This window comes from Dactylosporangium sp. NPDC005555 (assembly GCF_040605635.1).
In the GTDB taxonomy this organism is placed as follows: domain Bacteria; phylum Actinomycetota; class Actinomycetes; order Mycobacteriales; family Micromonosporaceae; genus Dactylosporangium.
On the sequence record NZ_JBEXDG010000036.1, the window covers coordinates 1 to 23,954 of the forward strand.

Genomic DNA, 23,954 nt, shown 5'->3' on the forward strand with positions numbered 1-23,954 from the left:
ACCCGGCCGCAAACAACGAAGCTGGACAGCAACCTTCACAGTCACCATCCAGCCCCATCCATCACCCTGAACGCTTAACTCACCGGCATTGTGCTATGACGACACAAAGTCTTCCGGATCATCCAGAGCGACGACGACTGCCACAGGCTGCCCGGGATTGTCCGGTGTGGGCGTGTTAGCGGCGTTCGTGCCGATCTGGGCGCTCACGGTCGTCGGGTACGTGGCCGGGCGGACGGGTGTCCTCGGGTTCGGTGCGGTCGACGTGCTCGGGCGGTTCGTGTTCTACGTGGCGATGCCGGCGGCGCTGCTCGACACGCTGACCAGGCAGCCGATCACCGGGCTCGCGGGCGGAGGGATCGCCGCGTTCGTGGGGGCGACGGTCGTGGTCGGTGCGGCCGGCATCGGTGTCGCCCGGTGGATGTTCCGCCGGCCGCTGGGGGAGCAGGCCATCGCCGGCATGGCGGCCGGGTACGTCAACGCGGGCAACCTCGGGATCCCCGTGGCGGTGCAGGTGCTCGGGGACGCGTCGTTCATCGCGGTGGTCCTGCTGATCCAGACGACGATCCTGACGCCGGTGATCCTGGGCACGCTCGACCTCGCCCGGCACGAGCAGGGGGCAGGGCGGTGGCGGCGGCTGGCCACGGTGCCGCTGCGCAGCCCGGTCATGCTGGCATGTGTGACCGGGGTGCTGCTCGGCGCCGCGGGGGTGGACCTGCCGCCGCTGCCGGCCGGGGTGGTCACCCTGCTGGGCGACGCGGCCGTGCCGTCGGCGCTCGTCGCTCTGGGGTTGTCGCTGGTACGCACCGACGCCCCCGACCAGATCGTACGGTGTCGACGGCCGCTTCCCACGGGACGCTGTCGTCGCCTCGACAGCGGTGTCCATGGTGACCCTGACGGTGACGGCGGCCCTGCTGGGATAGTTGGTCGGGTGGATGCCGCAGCGATCGCCGCGCTCGCCGAGCCGCAGCGCCGGGCCGTGTACGAGCACGTGGCCGGTGCCGGGGCGCCGGTCAGCCGGAACGGGGTCGCGGACGCGCTGGGCATCGGACGGAACCTCGCGGCGCACCACCTGGACTGGCTGGCTGAGGCGGGGCTCGTCGAGGTGTCGTTCGCGCGGGTCAACGGGCGCAGCGGGCCCGGCTCGGGGCGGCCGTCGAAGCTGTACAGAAGGGCCGCCACCGAGCACGGGCTGAGCCTGCCGCCGCGGGACTACCGGACCCTGGCCACCGTCCTCGCCGACGCCGTCGAGGAGGCGGGGATCGAGCCGGTCCTCTACGAGGCGGCCCGCCGGCGGGGAGCCCTGCTGGCGCGCAGCGCCCCGGAAGACGACGAGGCGCTGCTCAAGAGCCTGGGGTACGAGCCGTACGAGGACGGCGACGTGTGGCGGCTGCGGAACTGCCCGTTCGACGGCGTGGCGCGGACCCACGCGGCGCTCGTGTGCGGGGCCAACCTCGCGCTGCTGGAAGGGGCCCTCGGCAACCGCGTGAGCATCGACCCCCGGCCGGACGGATGCTGTGTGGCCGTTCAGCGGTACCAAAAACAATGACGACTAGTTTTAGAATGCCCGGCATGACCTCACACCTCGCGCAGCTCAACGTCGGGCGGACCGTCGGGCCCAAGGACGATCCCCGCATGGCCGGCTTCTACGGCGACCTGGACCGCATCAACGCCCTCGCCGACGGGTGGCCCGGGTTCGTCTGGCGGCTCGTGGACGACAGCGGCGCCGACGCGACGTCACTGCGGCCGTTCGGGGACGACCTGATGGTCAACCTGTCGGTGTGGGAGAGCCTCGACGCGCTGCGCGACTTCACGTTCCGCAGCGGTCACCTCGACGTGCTGCGACGGCGCCGGGAGTGGTTCGTGCCACTCGGGGACGTGTACGCCGTGAACTGGTGGATCCCGGCCGGGCACGTTCCCACGGTGGGCGAGGCGGGGCAGCGGCTGGAGCTGCTGCGGCGCGACGGGCCGTCACCCGATGCGTTCACGTTCCGCGACCCCTTCCCCGCAGCCTGAGCCCCGGTCCGCCCGGTACCCTCGACAACATGCCCACCAACGCTGAGCGTCGCGTCGCCCTGCTCACCCTCGGCTGCGCCCGCAACGAGGTGGACTCCGAGGAGCTGGCGGCCCGGCTCGCGGCCGGCGGCTGGGCGGTCACCACCGACGGCACCGACGCGGACGTGGTCGTCGTCAACACCTGCGGGTTCGTCGCCAAGGCGAAGCAGGACTCGATCGACACGCTGCTCGCGGCGGCCGACACCGGCGCCAAGGTCGTGGCGACGGGATGCCTCGCCGAGCGCTACGGCGAGCAGCTCGCCGGGGAGCTGCCCGAGGCGCACGCGGTGCTCGGCTTCGACCACTATCCGGACATGGCGGCGCGTCTCGACGCGATCCTCGCCGGCGAGACGATCGCGTCGCACGCACCCCGCGACCGGCGCACCCTGCTCCCGCTGACCCCGGTCGCCAGGCAGCAGGCGGCGACGGCCGACGTGGTCGTGCCGGGACATGCCGCGAGCCACCTGCCGGCGCACCTGCGCGGCGTGATGCGGCAGCGCCTGGAGAAGGGGCCGGTCGCGCCGCTGAAGCTGGCCAGCGGCTGTGACCGGCGGTGCACATTCTGCGCGATCCCGTCGTTCCGCGGCGCGTTCGTGTCCCGGACCCCCGACGAGATCCTCGCGGAGGCCGAGTGGCTCGCGTCCACCGGCGTCCGGGAGCTCGTGCTCGTGAGCGAGAACTCGACGTCGTACGGCAAGGACCTCGGTGACCCGCGCCTGCTGGAGCGTCTTCTGCCGCAGCTCGCGGCCGTCAGCGGGATCGTCCGGGTCCGGGTGTCCTACCTCCAGCCGGCCGAGACCCGCCCCGGCCTGGTCGAGGCGATCGCCACCACGCCGGGCGTCGCGCCCTACTTCGACCTGTCGTTCCAGCACTCCAGCGAGCCCGTGCTGCGGCGGATGCGGCGCTTCGGCTCGACCGAGCGCTTCCTGGAGCTGCTCGAGTCGGTCCGCAGGCTCGACCCCGACGCCGGCGCGCGCAGCAACGTGATCGTCGGCTTCCCCGGCGAGACCCGCGAGGACGTCGACGAGCTGGCCCGCTTCCTCACCGAGGCCCGCCTCGACGCCGTCGGCGTGTTCGACTACAGCGACGAGGACGGCACCGAGGCCGCCGACCTGCCAGGCAAGGTGTCCGAGAGCGACATCAAGAAGCGGTACGACTGGATGAGCGCCCTCGCCGAGGAGCTCTGCGCGCAGCGGGCGTCCGACCGGATCGGCTCGCACGTCGACGTCCTCGTCGACTACCAGCTCGACGACTCGGTCGAGGGCCGCGCCGCGCACCAGGCGCCCGAGGTCGACGGCTCGACCACCCTCGTCGACGGCGACGGGCTCGACCCGTTCCGGCTGCGCCCCGGCGACCTGGTCCGGGCCAAGGTCGTCGACAGCGTCGGCGTCGACCTGGTCGCCGTCCCGATCGAGATGATCAGTCCGGCGGACTCATGACGGTGGTGAAGCCCGTCCCCCTCCTCAACGCGGCCAACGTCCTGACCGTCGTGCGGATGGTGCTCGTCCCGGTCTTCGTCGTCTTCGTCGTCGCGGGCCGGATGACCGACACCGGCTGGCAGCTCGCGGCGGGCATCACCTTCGTGGTCGCGTCGGCGACGGACTACGTCGACGGATGGATCGCGCGCACCCACAACCTGGTCACCTCGTTCGGCAAGGTCATGGACCCGATCGCCGACAAGGCCCTCACCGGCGCGGCGCTGGTCCTGCTGTCGCTGTACGACCGGCTGCCCTGGTGGGTGACCATCCTCATCCTCGTGCGCGAGTGGGGGGTCACCGCCCTGCGCTTCTGGGTGATCCGGCACGGCGTCATCCCCGCGAGCCGGGGCGGCAAGGCGAAGACGGCCCTGCAGATCCTCGCGATCGGGTGGTATCTCACGCCGCTGCCCGACTGGCTCGCCGCGGTCGGTCCGTGGCTCATGGCCGGCGCGCTCATCGTGACCGTCGTCACCGGACTCGACTATGTGCTGCGGGCGTACCGGGTGCGCCGCGACTCCCTGCGCCGGCGCGCCCCTGGTCCCGCCGGTGCCGCCGGTGCCGCCGGTGCCGCCGGTGGCGGTCAGGACGGTTTCGGCGACGCCGACCGCCTGTCGGCGCAGGACACGATGCTCAGCGCCCCGGTCGCGGCGCCCGCCGTCGCCCCCACCGCGGACGAGCCCGTCGCATGACCGGGCCGGAGCGCAGCGGAGGGCCGGTCATCATCGGCTCAGTGTTTGGGTCAGGCCGGCGCCGGAGCGTAGCGGAGGTGGCGGCATGACCGGGCCGGAGCGTAGCGGAGGGCCGGTCATCATCGGCTCAGTGTTTGGGTCAGGCCGGCGCCGGAGCGTAGCGGAGGTGGCGGCATGACCGCGGCGGCGGACGTCCTCGCCACCCTGCAGTCCCGGGGTGAGTCGCTCGCCGTCGCCGAATCGCTCACCGGCGGGCTCCTCGCCGCCGAATTCGTCGCGGTGGCAGGAGCGAGCGCGGTGTTCCGCGGCGGCGTCGTCGCGTATGCGACCGATTTGAAGGCGGCGTTGCTGGACGTACCGACGCCGCTGCTGAACGCACACGGACCCGTCGATCCGTCCGTCGCGGCCGCCATGGCCGGCGGGGCCCGGGAGCGCTGCGGGGCCGACTGGGCCGCCGCCACGACCGGGGTCGCGGGCCCCGATCCGCAGGGTGGCCAGCCCGTCGGCCGGGTCTACGTCGCCGTCGCCGGACCCCTTCCCGAGCATGCCGCGGTCCGCGAGCTCACCCTCCCGGGTGACCGCCCGCAGGTGCGTTCCGGGGCCGTCGACGCGGCCGTCGCGCTCCTCGCCGAGCGGCTCGCGATCACCATCACCTCGCGATAACGGCGGGGTAGGGTGTCGATCGGCGCCGCACCAGGTACCGTGGCGGGTACCAGTTTTCGCGGGCAAGCCATTCGCGGACTGCCTCAGAGGGGGTGCCAAGGTGCTGCTTCGTCGAGTGATCGGTGACGCGCTGCGTGCGCGGCGGCAGGCCCAGCACCGGACCCTGCGCGAGGTGTCGACCGCCGCCAACGTCAGTCTCGGCTATCTGTCCGAGATCGAGCGCGGGCAGAAGGAGGCGTCCAGCGAACTGCTGGCCGCCATCTGTGAGGCGCTCGGGGCCGCGTTGTCCGAGGTGCTGCGCGATGTGAGCGACACGCTCGCCACGGCCGAGGACCTGCCACGCGTGCTCGTCCCGGTGGGTGCGCCCGACTCCGCGTCGGAATCCGCCGTGCCGGAGCCCGCGCCGGACGCCCGGCTCGGCAGTCGCGGGGCGCCGAAGTCCAAGGTCAGCGTCGACGCCAAGCTGTCTGTCGCGGTTCGCCACGACGGCCCGCTCCGCACGACGCTGCGCGCCACGCGCAACCCGCGGGAAGTCGTCTACGCCGCCTGACCCCCCGACCCCGCGCGACATGCGCGCCGGACCGGACATGGTCGCTGCGTGACCGCAAGCTCGCCGCCGCATGCCGTCGCCGGACATGTGGCCAGGGAGCCTGTTGCGAAATGGCCGTCTCACGTTCCGTGCTGAGAAAAACACGGCTGTGCGAGCCGGTCGCGGCCGATCGGTAGCCGTCGAGGGTCGCGACGACCGTCGACGAGACAGTTTTCCGCCAAAACGCAACAGGCTCCAGGGCTACCGGAACGTTCGGGATCATGAGAACAGCTCAGCCCGTTGTGGGTTTTGGAACCAGCGCCACCGTCGCTGGTGCAAGAGCCTCCGTCCGGCCCGCATGGCCGGGCGGTGGCTTGCGGAGGAGCAGGTGGGCGGGTGGCGTGGAGCGCACCTGCCACACTGGTCGCACGCCGGACGGCGTGATCAACCTCGTGGAGGCGACCCGTGACCTTCCCCGCTCCGCCCCGGCGACGCAGTCCCCTCCCGATCGTGATCGCGATCGTGGTCGGGATCCTCGCGATCCTCGGCGTGTACATCGTGCTCGCCAACCGGGACAGCGGCGGCGGCGATCCGGACGGGCGGCCGGCGCAGCGGCGCGAGGGCTGCGTCCCGCTCGAGATCAGCGCGTCGAGCGAGAAGGCGGCGCTGCTGGGGCAGATGGCCGACGAGTACATCCGGGCCGACCGGCGGTTCGGCGGGAAGTGCGCCGACCCGAACGTGACGTCGAAGGCGTCCGGCGCGGCCCTCGACGCCTTGGCGGCGGGCTGGAACGAGGGCCGGGACGGGCCGGTCCCGCAGGTGTGGACGCCCGCGTCCTCGTCGTGGGTGGAGCTGCTGCGGCAGCGGCTGTCCGCGACGGACAAGGGCGGCCTGGTGCCGGACGGGAAGATCCCGACGGTGGCGCAGTCGCCGCTGGTGCTCGCCCTGCCCAAGCCGATGGCCGAGGCGCTGGGCTGGCCGGACAAGCCGATCGGCTGGTCGGACGTGCTGGGGCTGAGCAACGACCCGCAGGGCTGGGGCTCCAAGGGCCACCCGGAGTGGGGCCGGTTCAAACTCGGCAAGACCAACCCGCACTTCTCCACGTCCGGGCTGAACGCGACCGTCGGCGCGTACTTCGCCGCGACCGGCCGCTCGACGGACCTGACCGAGAAGGACCTCGCCGACCCGAAGGTGCTGCAGTACGTCCGGTCGGTCGAGTCGGGCGTGGTGCACTACGGCGACACCACGCTGACGTTCCTGGCCAACCTCGCGGCCGCCGACCAGGCCGGGCGCGGGCTCAGCTACATCAGCGCCGTCGCGATCGAGGAGAAGTCGGTCTACGACTTCAACCAGGGCAACCCGACCGGTGACCCGGCCCTCGTGGGCAAGGGCGCGAAGCCTCGGGTGCCGCTGGTCGCGGTGTACCCGAAGGAGGGCACGCTCCTGTCGGACCACCCGTTCGTCGTGCTGAGCACCGCCAGCGACGAGCAGAAGGCCGCCGCCGAGGACTTCCTGAAGTACGTGCGGGACCCCGAGCGGCAGCGGCGGTTCACGGACGCGGCGTTCCGCACGTACGAGGGCAAGGGCGGCGCGGGACTGAGCAGGGCCAACGGGCTGCTGCCGGACGCGGCGTTCACGGTGATCGACCCGCCGTCGCCCGTGGTGCTGGACAAGGCGCTCAAGACCTGGGACTCGCAGCGCAAGCGGGCCAGGGTGCTGCTGGTGCTGGACGTGTCCGGCTCGATGAACAACGGTGCCGGCAGCAACAACCAGTCCCGCCTGGAGCTGGCGAAGTCGGCGGCGTTGCAGGCGCTGGGGCTGCTCGCGCCGGACGACGAGGTCGGGCTGTGGACGTTCTCGACCGAGGTCGGCGGGGCGGCGACGCCGTACACGTCGAGGGTCGACGTCGGCGCGCTGTCGGCGAACCGGGCGAAGATCGAGCAGGTCGTCAAGGGGCTGAGTGCCGAGGGCGGGACCGCCCTGTACGCCACGACCCGCGCGGCACAGCAGAAGCTCGCGGCCTCGGCGGACCCTTCCCGGATCAACGCCGTGGTGGTGCTGACCGACGGCAAGAACGAATACGCCAAGGACAGCGACCTGGCCGCGCTGGTGCGGGACGTCGACACCGCCGAGAAGGAGATCCCGGTGCGCGTGTTCACCATCGCGTACGGCGGCCAGGCAGACCTCGGCGTCCTGCAGCGGATCTCGGCGGCGTCGCGGGCCGCGGCGTACGACGCGAGCGACCCGACCACCATCGACAAGGTGCTCACCAACGTCCTGAGCAACTTCTGACCCCGGGAGCGCGAGTGGGTGCGAGGGAGCAGCTGACCGAGCCGTGGGGGCTCGTCGCGGCCGGCGTGCTGGGCGGCATGGGCGGTGCCGTCGCCGCCGCCCTTGCCCCGGCCGGGCTGCTGGCCGGCGTGCCGGTGGGCCTCGCCGTCGCCGCGGCCGTCTACGGCATCCGCGTCGGGCTCGGCGCGCTCACCGACCGCACGCCCACGCGGCAACTCACGGTGCCCGGCCTGCCCACCCCCTCCCGCGGCGGCGACGCCGACCGGTGGTCGCAGAGGGCGCGGGTGGCCGTACACACGCTGCACCGGCAATCGGAGAGCCCGGCCGACGCCGGCCTGCGGGCACAGGTCGCCGGTGTCGACGGCCAGGCGGCCGAGGCGCTCGACGATCTCGCCAAGCTCGCCGGTCAGGTCACGGTGATCGAGCGGACGGCGGCCGGCATCGACCTCGCGCGACTCCAGCACGACCGGGCGCAGCTGCGCCACGGACTGCACGGCCTGGCGCCGGGGCCGCTGCGGGCCGAGCGGGAGCGGGCGCTGCGCGCGGTGACCGACCAGCTCGACGTGGCCCGGCGGCTGCACGACGCCCGCGAGATGCTCCTGGCTCGGATGCAGGCGGCGGTACTGGGTCTCGAAGGCCTCGTCGCACGGATGGCGGAGCTGCTCGCGCTGCACGCGACGTCGGACGGCGGTGCGTCGCTGACCGCGGTGAAGGTGGCCGAGCTCACCGGGGACCTGGAGGGGCTGCGGCAGGGCCTGGCCGAGGCGGAGCGGCTGTCGCGGACGACCCTGGCCGGCGGGCAGGCGCAGTAGTGCGCATCCCTGAGATCACCCTGAGGTGCGAGTAGCTTATACCTATATGACCGGTTTCTTCCCCTGTTTGACCACCCATCGGGCGTGACGCTCTAGCGCTCGCCTGACACGATGGAAGCCGCACCTTCGTAGTGCTGGCGCAGAGAGGACCGCGAGATGGCGAATCCCGCCGTTAAGGGCTGGAAATACCTGATGGCGCTCTTCGGCGCCAAGATCGACGAGCACGCCGATCCGAAGGTGCAGATCCAGCAGGCGATCGAGGACGCGCAGCGGCAGCACCAGGCCCTGGTGCAGCAGGCCGCGGCCGTGATCGGCAACCAGCGGCAACTCGAGATGCGGCTGTCCCGGCAGATGGGCGAGGTCGAAAAGCTGCAGGGCTCCGCCCGGCAGGCGCTCCTGCTCGCCGACAAGACCCGCGCCGAGGGCAACGAGGCGAAGGCCGTCGAATACGAGCAGACCGCGCAGATCTTCGCCACCCAGCTCGTCGCGGCCGAGCAGGGCATGGAAGACATGAAGACCCTGCACGACCAGTCCCTCAACGCGGCCGCGCAGGCCCGCCGCGCGGTCGAGAACAACGCGATGCTGCTGCAGCAGCGCCTCGCCGAGCGCACCAAGCTGCTCAGCCAGCTCGAGCAGGCCAAGATGCAGGAGACCGTCGCGAAGTCCCTGGAGTCGATGAGCGGCCTCGCCGCCCCCGGCAACACGCCGTCGCTGGACGAGGTGCGCGAGAAGATCGAGCGCCGCTACGCCAACGCGATGGGCCGCGCCGAGCTCGCCTCCAACTCCGTCGAGGGCCGGATGCTGGAGGTCCAGCGCACCACGCTCGACATGGCCGGCAGCTCCCGGCTGGACCAGATCCGCGCGAGCATGGCCGGCGAGCAGCTCGCCGCCGCGCCCGGCACACCCGCTGCGACGGCCGCCGGCCCGAAGGACGCGAGCGTCGCCCGTCTCGACGAGATCCGGGCCGGGCTGAGCAAGGACAAGCAGGCGGGGGACGCCGCCAGCGCGAGCTGACGGTGCGACTTCTGGAGGGAGAGCGAGGGCCATGGCGTCGGACCGGACGAAGCACCTGAAGCGACTGCGGAAGCTGCACCGCTCCGCGCGTGGCTGGTCCGTGCGGGCCGGGCTGCTCACCGGCGCCACCGCGGTCCTCGTGCCGTACAGCGGCCTCGGGCTGCCCGACGCGTTCTGGGCCGCGGGGGCCGGCGGCTCGATCGCGATCGCCATCTGGCGGTGGATCGACCTGCGCGCCTTCCGGGCGCTGCCCGTGCCGCCCGAGCCCGACCCGGCCGTGATCGGCGCCCAGGCCAAGGAGAAGCTCGTCGGCATCGTCGCCCGCATGCCCGCCGGGCGCACCGCGATCGCCGAGTTCGGCCGGCAGCGCGACTCGTTCAAGCTGCGCGGCCTCACCGTCGCCGAGCCGTGGCGGCGCCTCGACCGGGCCTCGACGATGCTCTCCGGGCTGATCGGGCGGCTCGGCCCGCACGCGGAGGCGGCGGTGCTCGACGCGACCCTCGCCGAGCAGTCGTTGCGGGACCTCGCCCAGCGGACCGCCTCGGTCGAGCGGGCCATGGGCCTCGGCGCGGCGGGGGAGTCGCTGCGCCCCGCGCACGCGGTCCTGGCGGCGCAGCTGGAGCAGGGCGTCACGGCGTACGAGCAGTTCGTCACGGCGGCGGCGGGGTGCGTCGCGGAGGACAGCGCCACGATCGGCAACCTCGCGGACGCGACGGCGTTCCTGAAGGGCGTCGCCGAGGCGCTGTCGGACCTGCGCACCGTGCCGCGCCCGACCACCGCCTGACGCCGCCGCGCCGGATCTGCTCGCTGCTGTCCGCGGCATGGCTTGCCCGGTAGCCTCGCGGACGCGACGGCGCTGCGGCGGTGCGGGACCTGCGCACCGTGTCACGCCCGACCACCGCCTGACCGCGCGGCCGCGGAGCTGCTGTCCGCGGCGCGGCTGCCCGGCAGCCTCATGGACGCGACGGCGCTGCCGGACCTGTGCACCGTGCCGCGCCCGACCGCCGCCTGACCGCGCGGCGCGGCTTTGTGCCGCCGCGATCCGCGGGCCGGTCTCGCGCTACTCGTAGGGCAGCAGGTAGCGCCAGCTGGCTCGGACCGTTTCGCCCGCCGTGGTCTGGTAGGCGGGCCACGCGCCGCGCTGGTCCAGGTCGCGGGTCAGCGTCCGGACCACCGCCCGGGCGGCGTCGCCGGACAGGTCCGCCTTGCGCAGCCCGCCCGCGTCGGCCGCCGGCAGCGTCACGTCGACCGGCCAGTCGCTGGCCGTGGCCGGCTCGCCGTCGACCGGCATGGCGACCAGCCTGACCCGGTCCGCCAGGTACGGCTGGGCCGTCGCCGCCACCGACTTGTGCACCGCGGCTAGGCGGTCGCGGGCGTCGTAGAGGACATCGGCGTAGACGTGGTCCGGCTTGAGCTCGTCGAGCCCCTCGGCGGTGAACGTGAGCGTGCCCGTCGGCGACCACGCGGTCACCTTCGTCACCGGTGCGCCGGCGGCCGCGGGGGCGGCGCTGCGCGGCTTCTTCGCGTCGTCCGAGCCGAGGTCGGTGACCAGGCCGGAGGCGAGGCTCTGCAACTGGTCGGGGTCCAGCCGGGACCGGTACGCGGCGTCGGCGATCGCGTCACCGTCACCGAAGACGACCAGCCGGGGTGCCCGCAGCGCGAGCATCGCCGTGCCGACGGGACCGCCGGTCAGCTCCCAGACGGCGAGCGGCGTGCCGTCGGGCGGTCGCAGCGTCGGCGTCGGGCTCGGCGTGATGAGCGGGGTCCCGTCGCAGGCGCCGAGCGCGGAAGCCAGAAACGCGGCCGCCGAGCCGACGAACAGGCCCCGCCGGCTCAGCCGGTGATCCACCGGTACAACACCACACCCAGTGTCACGCCCACGACCCTACAGCGTGCCCGCAACGATCAGTGCGCGGGCGTAAACCTCACGACACCCGGCCCCACAGCGCGGGCGCGGAGACCGGCGACCAGTCGCTCTGCGACGTGTGCGGCTGCACGCAGGCATAGACGCGGCCCTGGTACGTCACCTGCACCCCGGCCCCGTATGCGACGCCGGCGGCCCAGGCGGCGGGCCCGGTCTTCTTGGGCGCCGGCGGCCCGGTGGTCACAGGCGGCTTGACCACGGCCACGGAACGCGACGGAGGCGGCGGCGGTGCCGCGGCCGGGGATGAGGCAGGGGGAGCGGCGGGGGGAGCCGGCGATGCCGTCGGGGAGGGGACCGCGACCGGCTCGAACTCCGCGGGGGCCGACGGCAGGCACGCGGAGCCGACGCCCGCCGAGTTGTAGCAGAGCCGCGCCTCGTCGGTGCCGCCCACGCCCGACCCGCCGCTGGATCGTGCGACGGTGACGGCACCGAGCGTGAACGCGATCAGCGCCGCGGTGCCCCACAGCAGCGTCCGGTCCGTGGCGCCGAGCCGGTGAAGTCCCTGCACGTCCGCTTTCTCCCTCGCCCCGTACCGCCGCGAAAGCGCGGTGACCAGCGGGTTCGCAGCCTACGGGCCAGCTGGCGCCTCGACAACCGGCTGGCAGTGCGGGCACCAGTAGGTGATCCGGTCATGGTCGCCGCCGGTCCAGCGTTCGATGGTCGTACCACACCTGCGGCAACCTCGGCCGGAGCGCTCGAACACCCAGTTGGTCTCCCCGCGGCGCAGCGAACCGGTCGTCGTCTGCGTCCACCGGCCGCGGTTGGAGTTGAGCAGCCGGTGCGCGAGGTCGACCATCGCGGGCAGGTCCGGCACCGCGCCGACCTCGGTCCACGGGTTGACGCCGCGCAGGAACAGGACCTCCGCCTTGTACAGGTTGCCGATGCCGGCGAGGTTGCGCTGGTCGAGCAGGGCGTCGGCGATGTGCCGGTCGGGTCTGGCGGCGAGCCGGGCGACCGCCTCGGCCGGGTCCCAGCCGTCGCCCATCAGGTCCGGGCCGAGGTGGCCGATCAGCCGGTGCTCCTCGGCGGTCGGCACCAGCGCGAGCTCGTGCAGGTGGAAGCCGACGGCGACGGCCGGCTCCGCGTGCAGCGCGACCCGGATCAGGTGCGCGGGGCGGCCGGTCCAGCGTTCGCCCGGGCGGTACGTCCGCCAGGCGCCGTCCATCCGCAGATGCGAATGCAGCGTGAAGGCGCGGCCGGGCTCGCGGGTGAGCCGGAGCAGCAGGTGCTTGCCGTGGCTGCCGGACTCCGCGACCTGCCAGCCGGACAGGTCCGTGGTCGCGAGCTTCGGCACCCGGAAGTCGCTGCGGGTCAGCTCGTGGCCTGTGAGGGTGTCGAGCACGCGGGCGGTGTTCCAGACGGTGTCGCCTTCGGGCACTGTCCCACCTTATGGGAGCAACGGGGCCATTTCCTCGGCGAGCAGGTCCAGCTGATCGAGGTCGTGAAGGTCGAGGACCTGGAGGAACGCGCGCGACGCGCCGGCCTTCACGAAGTCGGACAGCTGCTCCGCGATCCGCGCGGGGGTGCCGTAGAGCTGCCCGCCGGACGCCGGCGGTCCGTTGGGGTCGAGCCCGACCGCCTCGGCCCGGCGCCGGACGTCGGCCTCGGTCGCGCCGCACACGACGGTCTGCGCGAACGAGAACACGATCGGCGCCCGTCCGTCGCGCCCCTCGGCCTCGATCTCCGCGACGACCCGGTCGTAGGACGTGCCGGTCTCGGCCAGGGACGAGAACGGCACGTTGAACTCGTCGGCGAACCGCGCGGCCAGCCTCGGCGTCCGCTTGAGCCCCTTGCCGCCGATGATGATCGGCGGTCCGGGGCGCTGCGCGGGCTTCGGCAGCGCGGGCGAGCCGACGAGGTCGTAGTGGCGGCCCTCGTAGCTGAACGTGTCGCCCTCCGGCGTCGACCACAGCCCGGTCAGGATCTCCAGCTGCTCCTCGAGCCGGCTGAACCGCTCGCCGACGGGCGGGAACGGGATGCCGTACGCGGCGTGTTCGCGGTCGTACCAGCCGGTGCCCAGCCCCAGCTCGACCCTGCCGCCACTCATCGCGTCGACCTGCGCCACCGCGACGGCCAGGGGCCCGGGGTAGCGGAACGTCGCCGAGGACACGAGCGTGCCGAGCCGGATCGTCGACGTCTCGCGGGCGAGCGCGCCGAGCGTCACCCACGAGTCGGTCGGTCCGGGCGCGCCGCCGCGGGTCGCCATGTAGTGGTCGGAGCGGAAGAAGCCCTCGAACCCGAGCCGCTCGGCCCGCTGGGCGAAGGCCAGCTGGTCCTCGTACGTCGCGCCGAGCTGGGGTTCGATGAAGACGCAGAGCCGCATGCGTCAGACACTATCCCGATGGACCCCGCTTGGATCTCGTTCACCACCGACTACGGGCTCGACGACGGGTTCGTCGCCGCCTGCCACGGCATGATCGCGCGCCTCGCCCCGTCGGCCCGGGTGATCGACGTGACGCATCTCGTGCCGCCCGGCGACGTCACACGCGGCGCGCACGTCCTCGCGCAGACCGTGCCGTCGCTGCCGCGCGGCGTGCACCTCGCCGTCGTCGATCCGGGCGTCGGCACCGCCCGCCGTCCGATCGCGATCGAGGCCGTCGACGGCGGCTTCCTCGTCGGGCCGGACAACGGCCTGCTGATCCCGGCGGCGGAGGCCCTCGGCGGCATCCGGCACGCAGTCCATCTCACGAACACGGCCTGGTTCGCGCCGCAGGTGTCGCGCACGTTCCACGGTCGCGATGTCTTCGCGCCGGTGGCCGCGCGGCTCGCCTCGGGCGCCGGGTTGCCGGCCGCCGGAAGCGAGGCTGCGGCTCTGGTACGACTGGCGCCACCGCATCTCCTCGCACTGCCGGACGGTGTCTCGGCCGAGGTGCTGACGGTGGACCGCTTCGGCAACCTGCAGCTCGCTTGTGTCGACGGTGGGCTTCTCGATCACCGTCTGTTGGAGATCAACGGCCGGCCGGCGGTGGTCGGTGGCACCTTCGGCGACGCGGCTCCCGGCGGGCTCGTCGTGTTCACCGACTCCGCCGGCCACCTCGCCGTCGCCGTCAACGGTGGCAGTGCCGCCGACGTGTTGCAGGTCCGGGCCGGCGATCACGTCACCGTCACGCACCCCTCGTGATGTCGCGGCCGCGGTACGTGCGGGGGAGTGACGGAGGGTGATGCCGGGCATATGATCCGAGCGTCCAATCAGATCAAGTGTGGCGGAGCGTGGGACATGTCGGGCGCCGACTGGATGAAGCCCAAGCCGGACGAGACCCATGAGCCGGTCGACCTGCAGACGGACCGGCCGCACCCGGCCCGGGTCTATGACTTCCTGCTGGGCGGCAAGGACAACTTCCCCGCCGACCGGGGCGCCGCCGAGGCCGGCCTGCGCGCCAACCCCAACAGCCGCATCCCCCCACGGGAGAACCGGGCCTTCCTCCGCCGGGCCGTGGAGTTCCTGGCCGGCGAGGCGGGCATCCGGCAGTTCCTCGACATCGGCACCGGGATCCCGACGTCACCCAACGTGCACGAGGTCGCCCAGGCGATCGCCCCGGACTCCCGGATCGTCTACGTCGACAACGACCCGATCGTCCTGGCCCACGCCCGCGCCCTGCTCACCAGCAAGCCGGAGGGGCGCACCGAGTACATCGACGCCGACCTCCGCGACGTCCGGCGCATCCTCGACTCGCCGCAGCTGCGCGAGGTCATCGACTTCGACAAGCCCGTCGGGCTGCTGCTCATCGCGATCCTGCACTTCGTGGGTGACGCCGACGAGCCGTATGCCATCGTGCAGGAGCTCGTCGACGCCCTGCCGAAGGGCAGCTACCTCGCGCTGTCGCACCTGACCGGCGACTTCGACCCGGTCGCCTGGGAGCACGTCGCCGCCATCTACGCCCGGCAGGGCGTGACGATGCAGGTCCGCCCGCACGCCGACATCGCCCGGTTCTTCACCGGCCTGGAGCTCGCCGACCCCGGCCTGCCCCTGGTCACGAAGTGGCGCCCCGACGCGCAGGTGTCGCCCGACGTCACAGACACCCAGGTCTCCGTCTACGGGGGCGTGGCAAGGAAGGTGTGACCCGCGCAGCGCCGGGCAGTGGCGTGCCGTGGCACGCAAAGGTCCGGCGCTGGCGATGGTGCTGCTGCTGATGGTGGCGCTGCTCGTGCCGGTGACGTGGCCCCGGCCGCCGCAGACCGTGTGCACGGCGGACATCGTGCAGGCCAGGGCCGTCGCCGGGCTGGCCAACTTCTCCGCCTGGCTGCGCCGCAACGACGCGACCGGCTTCATCGGGGAGATGGGCTGGCCCGCCGACCGCGACGCCGCGCAGTGGACCGGGGTCGCCGAGGCGTGGTACTCCGCCGCCGACACGATCGGGCTGCCCGTCACCGCGTGGGCCGCCGGCACCTGGCCCGCGAACTATCCGATGGCCGTCTACCGTCCCGTCGCGCACGGCATGGACGTCGACGTCGTCGGCCCGCAGGCGCACGTCGTCGAGCGGCACCCCAGCACCGCCGGCTACCTGCGCGGCGTCAACCTCGCCGCCGGCTCCTTCGCCACCTCCGAGGTCAACGGCGGCTTCGGCAGCGCCAATCCCGGCCGGTACGGGGCCGACTACACCTACGAGACGCCGTCGAGCTACGAGTTCCTCGCCTCGCGGGGCGTCAAACTGATCCGGCTCGCCGTCAACTGGGAACGCCTCCAGCCCGTCCCCTTCGGGCCGTTGTCCTCCTCCGAGGTCGCCCGGGTCCGCCGCGCGTTGTCGCACGCCCGCGCGGCCGGGCTCCTCGTCGTGCTGGACCTGCACGGGTACGGCGACTTCGCCCTCGGCGGCGGTCCACACCAGCAGACCCTGCTGCGCCTCGGCGGCCCCGGCCTGCCGACGACCGCGCTCGCCGACTTCTGGCGCCGCATGTCCCCCGCCGCGGACGACCCCGCCGTCATCGGCCTCGGCCTGCTCAACGAACCGACCCGCCTCGCCGCCGACGGCCGCGCCGGTGCCCTGCTCTGGGAACGCGCCGCCCAGCAGACCGTCGACGCCCTGCGCGCCATCGGCGACCGCCGCGCGCTGCTGGTCAGCGGCTACATGCCGATGGGCCCGCCGTCCTGGGGCCTCATGCACCCGCACGCCTGGATCCGGGATCCGCTGCACCGTTTCGCGTACGAGTCGCACGCCTACTTCGACCACGACGGCAGCGGCCAGTACTGGAGCTCGTACGCCGACGAGCTCCGCGACGTCACCTGGCCCCACCCCGCCCTCTGCCAGCAGCTGACCCCACTGACCCGCCAGGTGCTGCAATGGTGACCCCGCCACCGTGCCAGGTGCTGCAATGGTGACCCCGCCACCGTGCCAGGTGCTGCGATGGTGACGCGGCTGCCCTGCGAGGTGCTGCGATGTGACGCCGCAGCCCTGCGAGGTGCTGCGATGGTGATGTCGTTGCCCTGGCCAGGTGCTGCGATGGCGACGCGGCTGCACTGCCGGATGCTTCAATGGTGACCATGATCGAAGTGCGCACCGCGCTGCCGGGCGACCTGCCCGCCGCGGTCGAGGTCTGGCACGCGGCGAACGTCGCCCGTGGTCTCCCTCCCCCGCCGCAACGCCGGACCCGCATCACGGAGAAGCTCGCCGCCCCTGACGCCCACGTCCTGATCGCCACGTTGCCCGCCGCCGCACCTGGGCGTGCCGCATCCAGTGAGCCCGATGCGGCGCTCGGCCGTCAGCCCGGGCCGGCCGGCGGCGCGCCTCACCCGGCTCACGGCTCGTCATTCCCGTCCGGCGGCGTGCCTGTCGAGGCCGGCGGCGAGCCTCTCCCGGCCGGCGGTGTGCCTGTTGCGGCTGGCGGGGTGCCTCTCCCGGCTGGCGGCGTGCCTGTCGCGGCCGGTGGCGGGTCCGAGGTGGTGGTCGGCATGGCCCTGGTCGAGCCGGGTCGCGCAGGCGACGGCACCGGCGACCTCATCCCCGGCCACGGTCACGTGTCGATGGTGTTCGTCGACCCCTCCCACTGGTCGCAGGGTTACGGCCGGCATCTCCTCCGAGCGGTCCACGCCCTCGGATACACCCGCACGACGCTGTGGACCCGCCAGTCGAACGCCCGAGCCCAGCGCCTCTACGCCGCCGCCGGCTACACCCCGACCGGCCGCACCGCCCACTTGGCCGACGGCGACGCGATCATCCAGCTCGAACACCGTTGACGGGTCGGCTCAGCGTGGTCCCTCCCAGGTCCAGTGCGGCATCCGTACGCCGGCGGGCACCCGTGACCCCGGCGGCGAATACCGCATGACGTCCGCCGCCGCCCAGGTCATGTAGTCCCGCAGCGCACCGCGGAACGCCGGATCGCCGGGCAGTCCGGCGTCGTCGCAGGCGAGCACGAAGCACCGCACGAACCGCTCCCCGAGGTCGTCGTCAGCACCCTGCCCTGCGTGCAGGTCGAGCACCCCGAAGTGCGTGCCGCACGTCTGCGAGTACACGGGCGGCCCACCGAACACCTCCGCCAGATACATCCCGAGCCGCTCGACGTGCTCAGGATGCTGCCCCGGATGCGAGAACGGATGGTTGAGCACCGGATCCGCCAGACACCGCTCATGCAACGCCGCCGCCAGGGCCTGGAACGCCGGCGCCCCACCGGCATACTCGAACAGCGACTCCCGCCGCCCGTCCACCGACTCGATCACCGCGCCGGCCTCCTCTCTGTCGCTCATACGCCCTGGTCTTCGTCCCCGTGGCGGGCTTCGCCGTCGGCATGCCAGTCGTGCGGCGGCGCTTCGTCGTCGTGGGCGGATCCCCCTTGTCGTGGTGTCGCCCTTGACATGGCGTGTCAGTTCCGTAGGCGGAGTCCCTTCGGCGTGGTGCGGAAGCCGGCGGCGGACAGCGCGTCGCCGAGTGCCGATGCGTGGATGGACTCGCCGTCGGCGCGTTCGACCGACATGGCGCCGAGCGCTCCGCCGTGGACGGCGTCCGCGAGGGCTTTCGCGGCGAGGGCGAGCAGGTCGGTGTCCTCGACGTACGACAGCAGGGTCCTGCCGCCGCGCTCCACGTAGATGACGAGGTCGCCGCCCACGGTGACGACGAGCGCGCCCGCCTTGCGGCCCGGCCGGTGACCGGAACGCTCCCCGTCGCCGGCGTCGACGACCCGCTCGGGCCACGGCAACGCGGCGCCATACGGATTGGCCGGGTCGGTGGCGGCCAGCACCAGCGCGTCGCGGCTGTCGGTGCCGCCCCGCAACCGGTCGACGGCGCCCGGCAGCGCGAACTGCGCGGCCCCCAGCCCTTCGACGAAGTAGCCACGCCGGGCGGCGCCGCGTTCCTCCATGGCGGCGAGCACCGGATACACCCCGGCGAACGCCCCCGGCAGATCCTCGGCCATCACCGCCCCACGGGTGACGATCCCGTGCCGGTCAAGGAGCAGCTCGGCGTTGGCCGTCGCCCGCCGGGTCGGGTCGAGGTCCCGGTCCGGCAACCGGTGCCACCGGCCCGCCCCCGTCGGCGGCCCGGACCGCCCGGTCGCGAGGGACGCCCGCGCCGCCGCGATCCCGGCCCGCCGATACCGCGACCGGGGTGCGGCCGTCTTCGCCTTGTGCGCCCCACCACCACCGAGCTTCGCCCGCAACGGCCCGAGCGTGTCGTTGGACAACAGGCCCGCCCACACCAGGTCCCACACGGCGTCGAGCAGCTCCGCCTCACCGACGAAACTGACGAACCCCGCCGAACCCCTGCCCGACGCCCCGACGCTCGCCGACCCGGCCTCCGCCGACCCGATGCCCGCGGCTCCGGCCCCCACCGACCCGATGCCCGCGGGCCCGACCCCCGCGGGGTGGGTGCCTGTCGTGCCAACGCCCGGAGCGCCGACTCCTGCGGTGCCGGTGCCAGTGCCCGTCGGGTCGGTCGCGGCGGCATCCGCAGCGCCGGTGTGCAGCGACGCCTCCACGCCTCGCAGCGTGTCGCTGATGGAGCCCGGCACCGCCTTGGCCCTCCGCAGCCTCGCAACGGGGATCGGCGGTGGCACGACCTCCCCGTCCTCCGCATGATCCGCAGTGGCAGTTGATGCTGTCCCAGGGGTGGGCGATGTGTTTGCCGGCGAACGGTCAGCGCCCCCGCGACCCCGTGGCTTCCTCGCCGTGCCGCTCTCACCGGTCAACGCCGCCGCGGACATCGGCACGGCCGGCGACCCGGAGACCGGCCCGGAGACCGGCCCGGAGACCGGCCCGGAGACCGGCAGCGACGACGACGCGACGATCGTGGGCGGAGGCGTCGAACCCGCCCCGCGAGACCGCGCCGGACCTCCCGCGGCGGCTGCCGCGGACCCCGGCTCGAGCGGAAGTGTCGCAGCGGGCGGAGCCGAGGCGAGGATCTCGTTGACCCGCTCGCCGAGTGTGCGCAGGAACAGGGCCTGCCCGCCCGCGAGCGCCGTGAGGATCGCCTCGTGCACCGGGCCGCCCACCTCGGCCGACGCCGGCAGGAGCAGCGGCGCGGTGTCCGCGAAGGCGAGGCTGATCCACCCGTCGTGCTCGCCGATGGCGCCGCCGCCCGACCACAGCAGGTCGCCCGACGCGCACAGCTCGTCGAGATGGGCGGGCGTGTAGTCGGCGACGCGGGCGGGCAGGATCAGCCGCTCCAGCGCGGACGCCGGCATCGGGATGCCCTGGAGCTGCTCGACAGCGGCGGCGACCGCGTCGATGCCCCGGGCGCGGGACGAGCCGACCTGATGCCACTGCGGGAGGAAACGGGCCAGGGCGCGGGGCGGCACGGGCTCGATCTCGCGGCGCAGCGCGGCCAGGGACCGGCGGCGCAGCAGCCGCAGGATCTCCGCGTCGCACCACTCGGAGCCGGCGCCGCCGGGCGTGAACTCGCCGGAGACCATCGACGGCAGGCGGCGCAGCGCCTGCTCGACGACGAAGACACCGAGGCCGAAGCGGGCCGCCAGGGTCGTCGCGCTGAACGGGGCGTGCGTGCGCCCGTAGCGGGTGACGAGGTCGCCGAGCGGGTCCGCGACCGGCTCCAGATAGGCGGTGGGCAGGCCGACGGGCAGGGCCACGCCGAGCGCGTCACGGAAGCGGGCCGCGTCCTCGACGGTGGCCCAGCGCGGCTCGCCGGCGACCCGGACCTGGATCGCGCGGCGCTGCGCGCCGAGCTCGGCGGCCCAGGCGGGGTCGGCGCCGCGGGCGGTGAGCTCGGCGTCGGACAGGTCGCCCAGGACGCGGAGCATCTCGGCGACGTCCTCGGCGTCGCGCGGGGTGCGCTGCTCGCCGAGCCACTGCAGGGTCCGCTCGGTCTCGGTGACGACCTCGGGGTCGAGCAGCTCGCGCAGCTCGACCCGGCCGAGGAGCTCGGCGAGCAGCGTCGGGTCGAGGGCGAGCGCGGCGGCCCGCCGCTCGGCGAGCGGGGAGTCGCCCTCATAGAGGAAGGCGCCGACATAGCCGAACAGCAGCGACCGCGCGAACGGCGACGGCCGCGGCGTCTCCACCTCGACGAGGCGGAGCTTGCGGCCGGCGATGTCGCGCATGACGCCGACGAGCCCGGCGACGTCGAAGACGTCCTGCAGGCACTCGCGGGCGGCTTCGAGCGTGATCGGGAAGTCGGCGTAGTCGCGGGCGACGTCGAGCAGCTGGGCGGAGCGCTGCCGCTGCTGCCACAGCGGCTGGCGGCGGCGCGGGTCGCGGCGGGGCAGGAGCAGCGCGCGGGCGGCGCACTCGCGGAACCTCGCGGCGAACATCGCCGACGTGCCGACGGTCTCCTCGACGATGCCGGCGATCTCGTCGGGGTCGAACGCGACCAGGTCGGCGCCGGGCGGCTCGTCGGCGACGTCGGGTAGCCGGACCACGATGCCGTCGTCGCTGGGCATGACCTGGGCGTCGACGCCGTAGCGCTCGTTGAGCCGGCGGGCGATCGCGAGCGCCCATGGCGCGTTGACCCTGGCGCCGAGGACACAGTGGACGGTCATCCGCCAGTCGCCGAGTTCGTCGCGGAACCGCTCGACCAGCACGGTGCGGTCGTCGGGCAGGTGGCGGGTCGCCTCACGCTGCTCGCGCAGATAGGCCAGGAGGTTGTCGGCGGCCCACTCGTCGAGCCCGCCGGAGCGCAGCTGCGCGTGGGCGGTCTCGTCGCCGGCCTTCACGAAACCGCGCAGCCGGGCGCCGATCGCGCGGCCCAGCTCGACCGGGCGGCCGGGGGAGTCACCCTTCCAGAACGGCATCTTCGCGGCGGCACCCGGCGCGGGGGAGACCAGCACCCGGTCGGGCGTGATGTCCTCGATGCGCCACGAGGTGGAGCCGAGCAGGAACACGTCGCCGACGCGTGACTCGTAGACCATCTCCTCGTCGAGCTCGCCGACGCGGGCGGCCTTCTCCGCCCCGGCCAGGAACACGCCGAACAGGCCTCGGTCGGGGATGGTGCCGCCGCTGGTGACGGCGAGACGCTGGGCGCCGGGCCGGCCGGTGAGGACCCCGTCGGTGCGGTCCCACACGACGCGCGGGCGCAGCTCGGCGAACGCGGTCGACGGATAGCGCCCGGCGAGCATGTCGAGCACCGCGAACAGCGCGGACTCGGGCAGGTCGGCGAAGACGGCGGTGCGGCGCACCAGGGCCGCCAGCTCGTCGACGTGCCACGGCTCCATGGCGACCATCGCGATGATCTGCTGGGCGAGGACGTCGAGCGGGTTGCGCGGATAGCGCAACTCCTCGATGCCGCCCTCGACCATCCGCTCGGCGACGACGGCGCAGGAGACGAGGTCGCCGCGGTGCTTCGGGAACACCACGCCGCGGGAGACGGCGCCGACCTGGTGCCCGGCCCGGCCGACCCGCTGCAGGCCGGCGGCGACGCTCGGCGGCGCCTCGATCTGCACGACGAGGTCGACGGAGCCCATGTCGATGCCCAGCTCCAGGCTGGAGGTGGCGACCACCGCCGGCAGCCGGCCCGACTTGAGTGCCTCCTCGATGTGCTTGCGCTCCTCGCGGGACACGCTGCCGTGGTGGGCGCGGGCCACGACGGGCGCCGCGCCGTTGGCGGTGCCGGCCTGCGCCATCATCTCCGCCGGGGTGCGCGGCGCCGTCGGCGTGGGAATGCCGGCGCGGGCGGCGGCCAGCTCATTGATCCTCGCGCAGAGCCGCTCGGCGCCGCGCCGCGAGTTGGTGAACACGATCGTGGAGCGGTGACCCTCGATCAGGTCGAGCACCCGCTCCTCCACGGCCGGCCAGATGGAGGCCTGCCGGGGCGCCCCGTCGTCGTCCTGGGACGGGTCGCTCTCACCGAGGGCGGTCATGTCCTCGACGGGCACCTGCACCTCGACCTCGATGGTCTTGGCGCTCGGCGGCTGCACGACCTCGACGGGCGCGGACCCGCCGAGGAACCTGGCGGTCTCGTCGATCGGGCGGACGGTCGCGGACAGGCCGACCCGCTGCGCAGGGCGCTCCAGCAGGGCGTCGAGCCGCTCCAGTGACAGTGCCAGGTGCGCGCCGCGCTTGGTCGCACAGACCGCGTGGACCTCGTCGACGATCACCGTCTCGACGCTGCGCAGCGACTCCCTGGCCTGCGAGGTGAGCAGCAGATAGAGCGACTCGGGGGTGGTGATCAGGATGTCGGGCGGGGTCCTGGTGAACGCCCTCCGCTCGTCGGCGGGGGTGTCGCCGGTGCGCATGCCGACCTTGATGTCGGGCGGCTCCTGGCCGAGCCGCGCGGCCGCCTGCCGGATGCCGGCCAGGGGTGCCCGCAGGTTGCGCTCGACGTCGACCGCGAGGGCCTTCAGCGGGCTGACATACAGCACCCGGCAACGCTTCGCCGCCTCGACGTCGGGCTTGGCGGCCAGCTGGTCGAGGGACCACAGGAACGCCGCCAGGGTCTTGCCGGAGCCGGTCGGCGCGACCACGAGAGCGTGCCGGCCGGCGCTGATCGCCTGCCACGCCCCGGCCTGCGCGGCGGTCGGCGCCGCGAACGCCGCACCGAACCACTCACGTGTCGCCGCCCCGAATCGACCCAGCTCATCCATGCCTCCATCCTGCCCCCGGGGTACGACACTTTCCCCGGACCGGCCGACGCCGCCGATAGGATTAGTCCGATTTGTACGAATGGGGGAGTTTGGTTAAGGTGTGCCAATCCCCAGAACACAGGAGCAGCCGGTGGCAGCACAGCGCACGATCGCTCAACGGGCGGTCCGCCAGGAGTCGGAAGTGCTGCTGCGCCAGCTGGACGCCTACCTCGCCGCCCTGCGCACGGGGCGCGGCGCCGCGGACGTCGGGCACGCCGAACGGATGGCCGCCGCGCTGCGCCAGCTGATCGCCGACACCGCCAGGTCGAGCGCGGTCGACCGGGCCCGCGTGCGCGCCGCCGTGCACTACTTCGTCTACCGCGGCGCCGCCGGTGACGGCCCGGCCCGCCCCGGCGGAGGCGCCCGCCTGGCGCTGCTGACCGGCGGCCGTGCCCCCGCCGAACGCCGCCGCCAGGGCGACGACGACCGCGTCGTCAACGACCTGCTCCGCGACCTGGGGCGCGCGGACCTGATCGTGGAGCACTGAGAGAACTTGCCTGGCCG

At 73.6% G+C, this 23,954-nt stretch carries 20 protein-coding genes and 1 pseudogene; 15 read left to right on the top strand and 6 right to left on the bottom strand.

The features are described from left to right. Window positions 1-166: 166 nt before the first annotated feature. The 10 genes and pseudogenes from ABZS58_RS32470 to ABZS58_RS32515 all read left to right on the top strand — a co-directional run bounded on the left by ABZS58_RS32470 (window position 167) and on the right by ABZS58_RS32515 (window position 10,313). Entirely contained in the window at window positions 167-1,546 is a 1,380-nt protein-coding gene (locus tag ABZS58_RS32470; protein ID WP_354787060.1) for an AEC family transporter, read from the top strand. A gap of 23 nt (window positions 1,547-1,569) precedes the next feature. After that, entirely contained in the window at window positions 1,570-2,013 is a 444-nt protein-coding gene (locus ABZS58_RS32475; protein WP_354787061.1) for a DUF3291 domain-containing protein, read from the top strand. Window positions 2,014-2,042: 29 nt separating this feature from the next. Then, the gene (gene rimO / locus ABZS58_RS32480) at window positions 2,043-3,491 is read left to right on the top strand and encodes a 30S ribosomal protein S12 methylthiotransferase RimO (RefSeq protein WP_354787062.1); all 1,449 of its coding nucleotides are present in this window, start codon (window positions 2,043-2,045) and stop codon (window positions 3,489-3,491) included. Continuing rightward, window positions 3,488-4,048 (top strand): annotated as a pseudogene (gene pgsA, locus ABZS58_RS32485) (CDP-diacylglycerol--glycerol-3-phosphate 3-phosphatidyltransferase); the annotation flags it as partial. The gene rimO and the pseudogene pgsA, both read left to right, overlap by 4 nt. Window positions 4,049-4,393: 345 nt before the next feature. Further along, on the top strand, window positions 4,394-4,882 hold the full coding sequence (locus ABZS58_RS32490; RefSeq protein ID WP_354787063.1) for a CinA family protein: 489 nt from the start codon (window positions 4,394-4,396) through the stop codon (window positions 4,880-4,882). 115 nt (window positions 4,883-4,997) lie between these two features. Continuing rightward, window positions 4,998-5,432: a helix-turn-helix transcriptional regulator gene (locus ABZS58_RS32495; RefSeq protein ID WP_354787064.1), complete on the top strand. Its 435-nt coding sequence runs from the start codon at window positions 4,998-5,000 to the stop codon at window positions 5,430-5,432. A gap of 489 nt (window positions 5,433-5,921) precedes the next feature. Next, window positions 5,922-7,703, top strand: coding sequence for a substrate-binding and VWA domain-containing protein (locus ABZS58_RS32500; RefSeq protein ID WP_354787065.1), 1,782 nt, complete (start codon window positions 5,922-5,924; stop codon window positions 7,701-7,703). 14 nt (window positions 7,704-7,717) lie between these two features. Next, window positions 7,718-8,515: a hypothetical protein gene (locus ABZS58_RS32505; RefSeq protein WP_354787066.1), complete on the top strand. Its 798-nt coding sequence runs from the start codon at window positions 7,718-7,720 to the stop codon at window positions 8,513-8,515. A gap of 156 nt (window positions 8,516-8,671) precedes the next feature. Then, window positions 8,672-9,529 carry a PspA/IM30 family protein gene (locus ABZS58_RS32510; RefSeq protein ID WP_354787067.1) on the top strand — a complete coding sequence of 286 codons (858 nt, stop codon included), beginning with the start codon at window positions 8,672-8,674 and terminating at the stop codon, window positions 9,527-9,529. A gap of 31 nt (window positions 9,530-9,560) precedes the next feature. Further along, window positions 9,561-10,313, top strand: a complete 753-nt coding sequence (locus tag ABZS58_RS32515; protein WP_354787068.1) for a hypothetical protein — start codon at window positions 9,561-9,563, stop codon at window positions 10,311-10,313. Between the two features lie 276 nt (window positions 10,314-10,589). Here ABZS58_RS32515 and ABZS58_RS32520 read toward each other — a convergent pair whose 3' ends face one another. The 4 genes from ABZS58_RS32520 to ABZS58_RS32535 all read right to left on the bottom strand — a co-directional run bounded on the left by ABZS58_RS32520 (window position 10,590) and on the right by ABZS58_RS32535 (window position 13,776). After that, window positions 10,590-11,378, bottom strand: coding sequence for a hypothetical protein (locus ABZS58_RS32520; RefSeq protein ID WP_354787069.1), 789 nt, complete (start codon window positions 11,376-11,378; stop codon window positions 10,590-10,592). Window positions 11,379-11,454: 76 nt separating this feature from the next. Continuing rightward, complete coding sequence (locus ABZS58_RS32525) at window positions 11,455-11,961, bottom strand: carbohydrate-binding protein (RefSeq protein WP_354787070.1); 507 nt, start codon at window positions 11,959-11,961, stop codon at window positions 11,455-11,457. A gap of 60 nt (window positions 11,962-12,021) precedes the next feature. Next, entirely contained in the window at window positions 12,022-12,831 is an 810-nt protein-coding gene (locus ABZS58_RS32530; RefSeq protein WP_354787071.1) for a DNA-formamidopyrimidine glycosylase family protein, read from the bottom strand. A gap of 9 nt (window positions 12,832-12,840) precedes the next feature. Then, on the bottom strand, window positions 12,841-13,776 hold the full coding sequence (locus tag ABZS58_RS32535; RefSeq protein WP_354787072.1) for an LLM class F420-dependent oxidoreductase: 936 nt from the start codon (window positions 13,774-13,776) through the stop codon (window positions 12,841-12,843). A gap of 18 nt (window positions 13,777-13,794) precedes the next feature. Here ABZS58_RS32535 and ABZS58_RS32540 point away from each other — a divergent pair, with 18 nt between their 5' ends. The 4 genes from ABZS58_RS32540 (at window position 13,795) to ABZS58_RS32555 (ending at window position 17,625) form a co-directional block, all read left to right on the top strand. Then, a complete protein-coding gene (locus tag ABZS58_RS32540; protein WP_354787073.1) occupies window positions 13,795-14,574 on the top strand; it encodes an SAM-dependent chlorinase/fluorinase in 780 nt (259 codons plus the stop codon). A gap of 96 nt (window positions 14,575-14,670) precedes the next feature. Further along, window positions 14,671-15,513 (top strand): SAM-dependent methyltransferase, encoded by an 843-nt coding sequence (locus ABZS58_RS32545; protein ID WP_354787074.1) that lies wholly within the window; start codon window positions 14,671-14,673, stop codon window positions 15,511-15,513. Window positions 15,514-15,541: 28 nt separating this feature from the next. After that, window positions 15,542-16,738, top strand: coding sequence for a cellulase family glycosylhydrolase (locus ABZS58_RS32550; RefSeq protein WP_354787075.1), 1,197 nt, complete (start codon window positions 15,542-15,544; stop codon window positions 16,736-16,738). A gap of 194 nt (window positions 16,739-16,932) precedes the next feature. Continuing rightward, on the top strand, window positions 16,933-17,625 hold the full coding sequence (locus ABZS58_RS32555) for a GNAT family N-acetyltransferase (protein ID WP_354787076.1): 693 nt from the start codon (window positions 16,933-16,935) through the stop codon (window positions 17,623-17,625). 9 nt (window positions 17,626-17,634) lie between these two features. Here ABZS58_RS32555 and ABZS58_RS32560 read toward each other — a convergent pair whose 3' ends face one another. Both ABZS58_RS32560 and ABZS58_RS32565 read right to left on the bottom strand, forming a co-directional pair. Then, the gene (locus tag ABZS58_RS32560; protein WP_354787077.1) at window positions 17,635-18,132 is read right to left on the bottom strand and encodes an oxidoreductase; all 498 of its coding nucleotides are present in this window, start codon (window positions 18,130-18,132) and stop codon (window positions 17,635-17,637) included. A gap of 116 nt (window positions 18,133-18,248) precedes the next feature. Then, a complete protein-coding gene (locus ABZS58_RS32565; protein WP_354787078.1) occupies window positions 18,249-23,411 on the bottom strand; it encodes a DEAD/DEAH box helicase in 5,163 nt (1,720 codons plus the stop codon). A gap of 130 nt (window positions 23,412-23,541) precedes the next feature. Between ABZS58_RS32565 and ABZS58_RS32570 the strand changes: the two genes are divergently transcribed. Continuing rightward, window positions 23,542-23,937, top strand: coding sequence for a hypothetical protein (locus tag ABZS58_RS32570; protein WP_354787079.1), 396 nt, complete (start codon window positions 23,542-23,544; stop codon window positions 23,935-23,937). The last annotated feature ends 17 nt before the right edge of the window (window positions 23,938-23,954 follow it).

What these genes read in the sequence shown, in the direction of transcription:
- ABZS58_RS32475 (WP_354787061.1), top strand. Translation starts at nt 1,570, where the DNA reads ATGACCTCACACCTCGCGCAGCTCAACGTCGGGCGGACCGTCGGGCCC.
- rimO (WP_354787062.1), top strand. Translation starts at nt 2,043, where the DNA reads ATGCCCACCAACGCTGAGCGTCGCGTCGCCCTGCTCACCCTCGGCTGC.
- ABZS58_RS32490 (WP_354787063.1), top strand. Translation starts at nt 4,394, where the DNA reads ATGACCGCGGCGGCGGACGTCCTCGCCACCCTGCAGTCCCGGGGTGAG.
- ABZS58_RS32510 (WP_354787067.1), top strand. Translation starts at nt 8,672, where the DNA reads ATGGCGAATCCCGCCGTTAAGGGCTGGAAATACCTGATGGCGCTCTTC.
- ABZS58_RS32515 (WP_354787068.1), top strand. Translation starts at nt 9,561, where the DNA reads ATGGCGTCGGACCGGACGAAGCACCTGAAGCGACTGCGGAAGCTGCAC.
- ABZS58_RS32535 (WP_354787072.1), bottom strand. Translation starts at nt 13,776, where the DNA reads ATGCGGCTCTGCGTCTTCATCGAACCCCAGCTCGGCGCGACGTACGAG.
- ABZS58_RS32540 (WP_354787073.1), top strand. Translation starts at nt 13,795, where the DNA reads ATGGACCCCGCTTGGATCTCGTTCACCACCGACTACGGGCTCGACGAC.
- ABZS58_RS32545 (WP_354787074.1), top strand. Translation starts at nt 14,671, where the DNA reads ATGTCGGGCGCCGACTGGATGAAGCCCAAGCCGGACGAGACCCATGAG.
- ABZS58_RS32555 (WP_354787076.1), top strand. Translation starts at nt 16,933, where the DNA reads ATGATCGAAGTGCGCACCGCGCTGCCGGGCGACCTGCCCGCCGCGGTC.
- ABZS58_RS32560 (WP_354787077.1), bottom strand. Translation starts at nt 18,132, where the DNA reads ATGAGCGACAGAGAGGAGGCCGGCGCGGTGATCGAGTCGGTGGACGGG.
- ABZS58_RS32565 (WP_354787078.1), bottom strand. Translation starts at nt 23,411, where the DNA reads ATGGATGAGCTGGGTCGATTCGGGGCGGCGACACGTGAGTGGTTCGGT.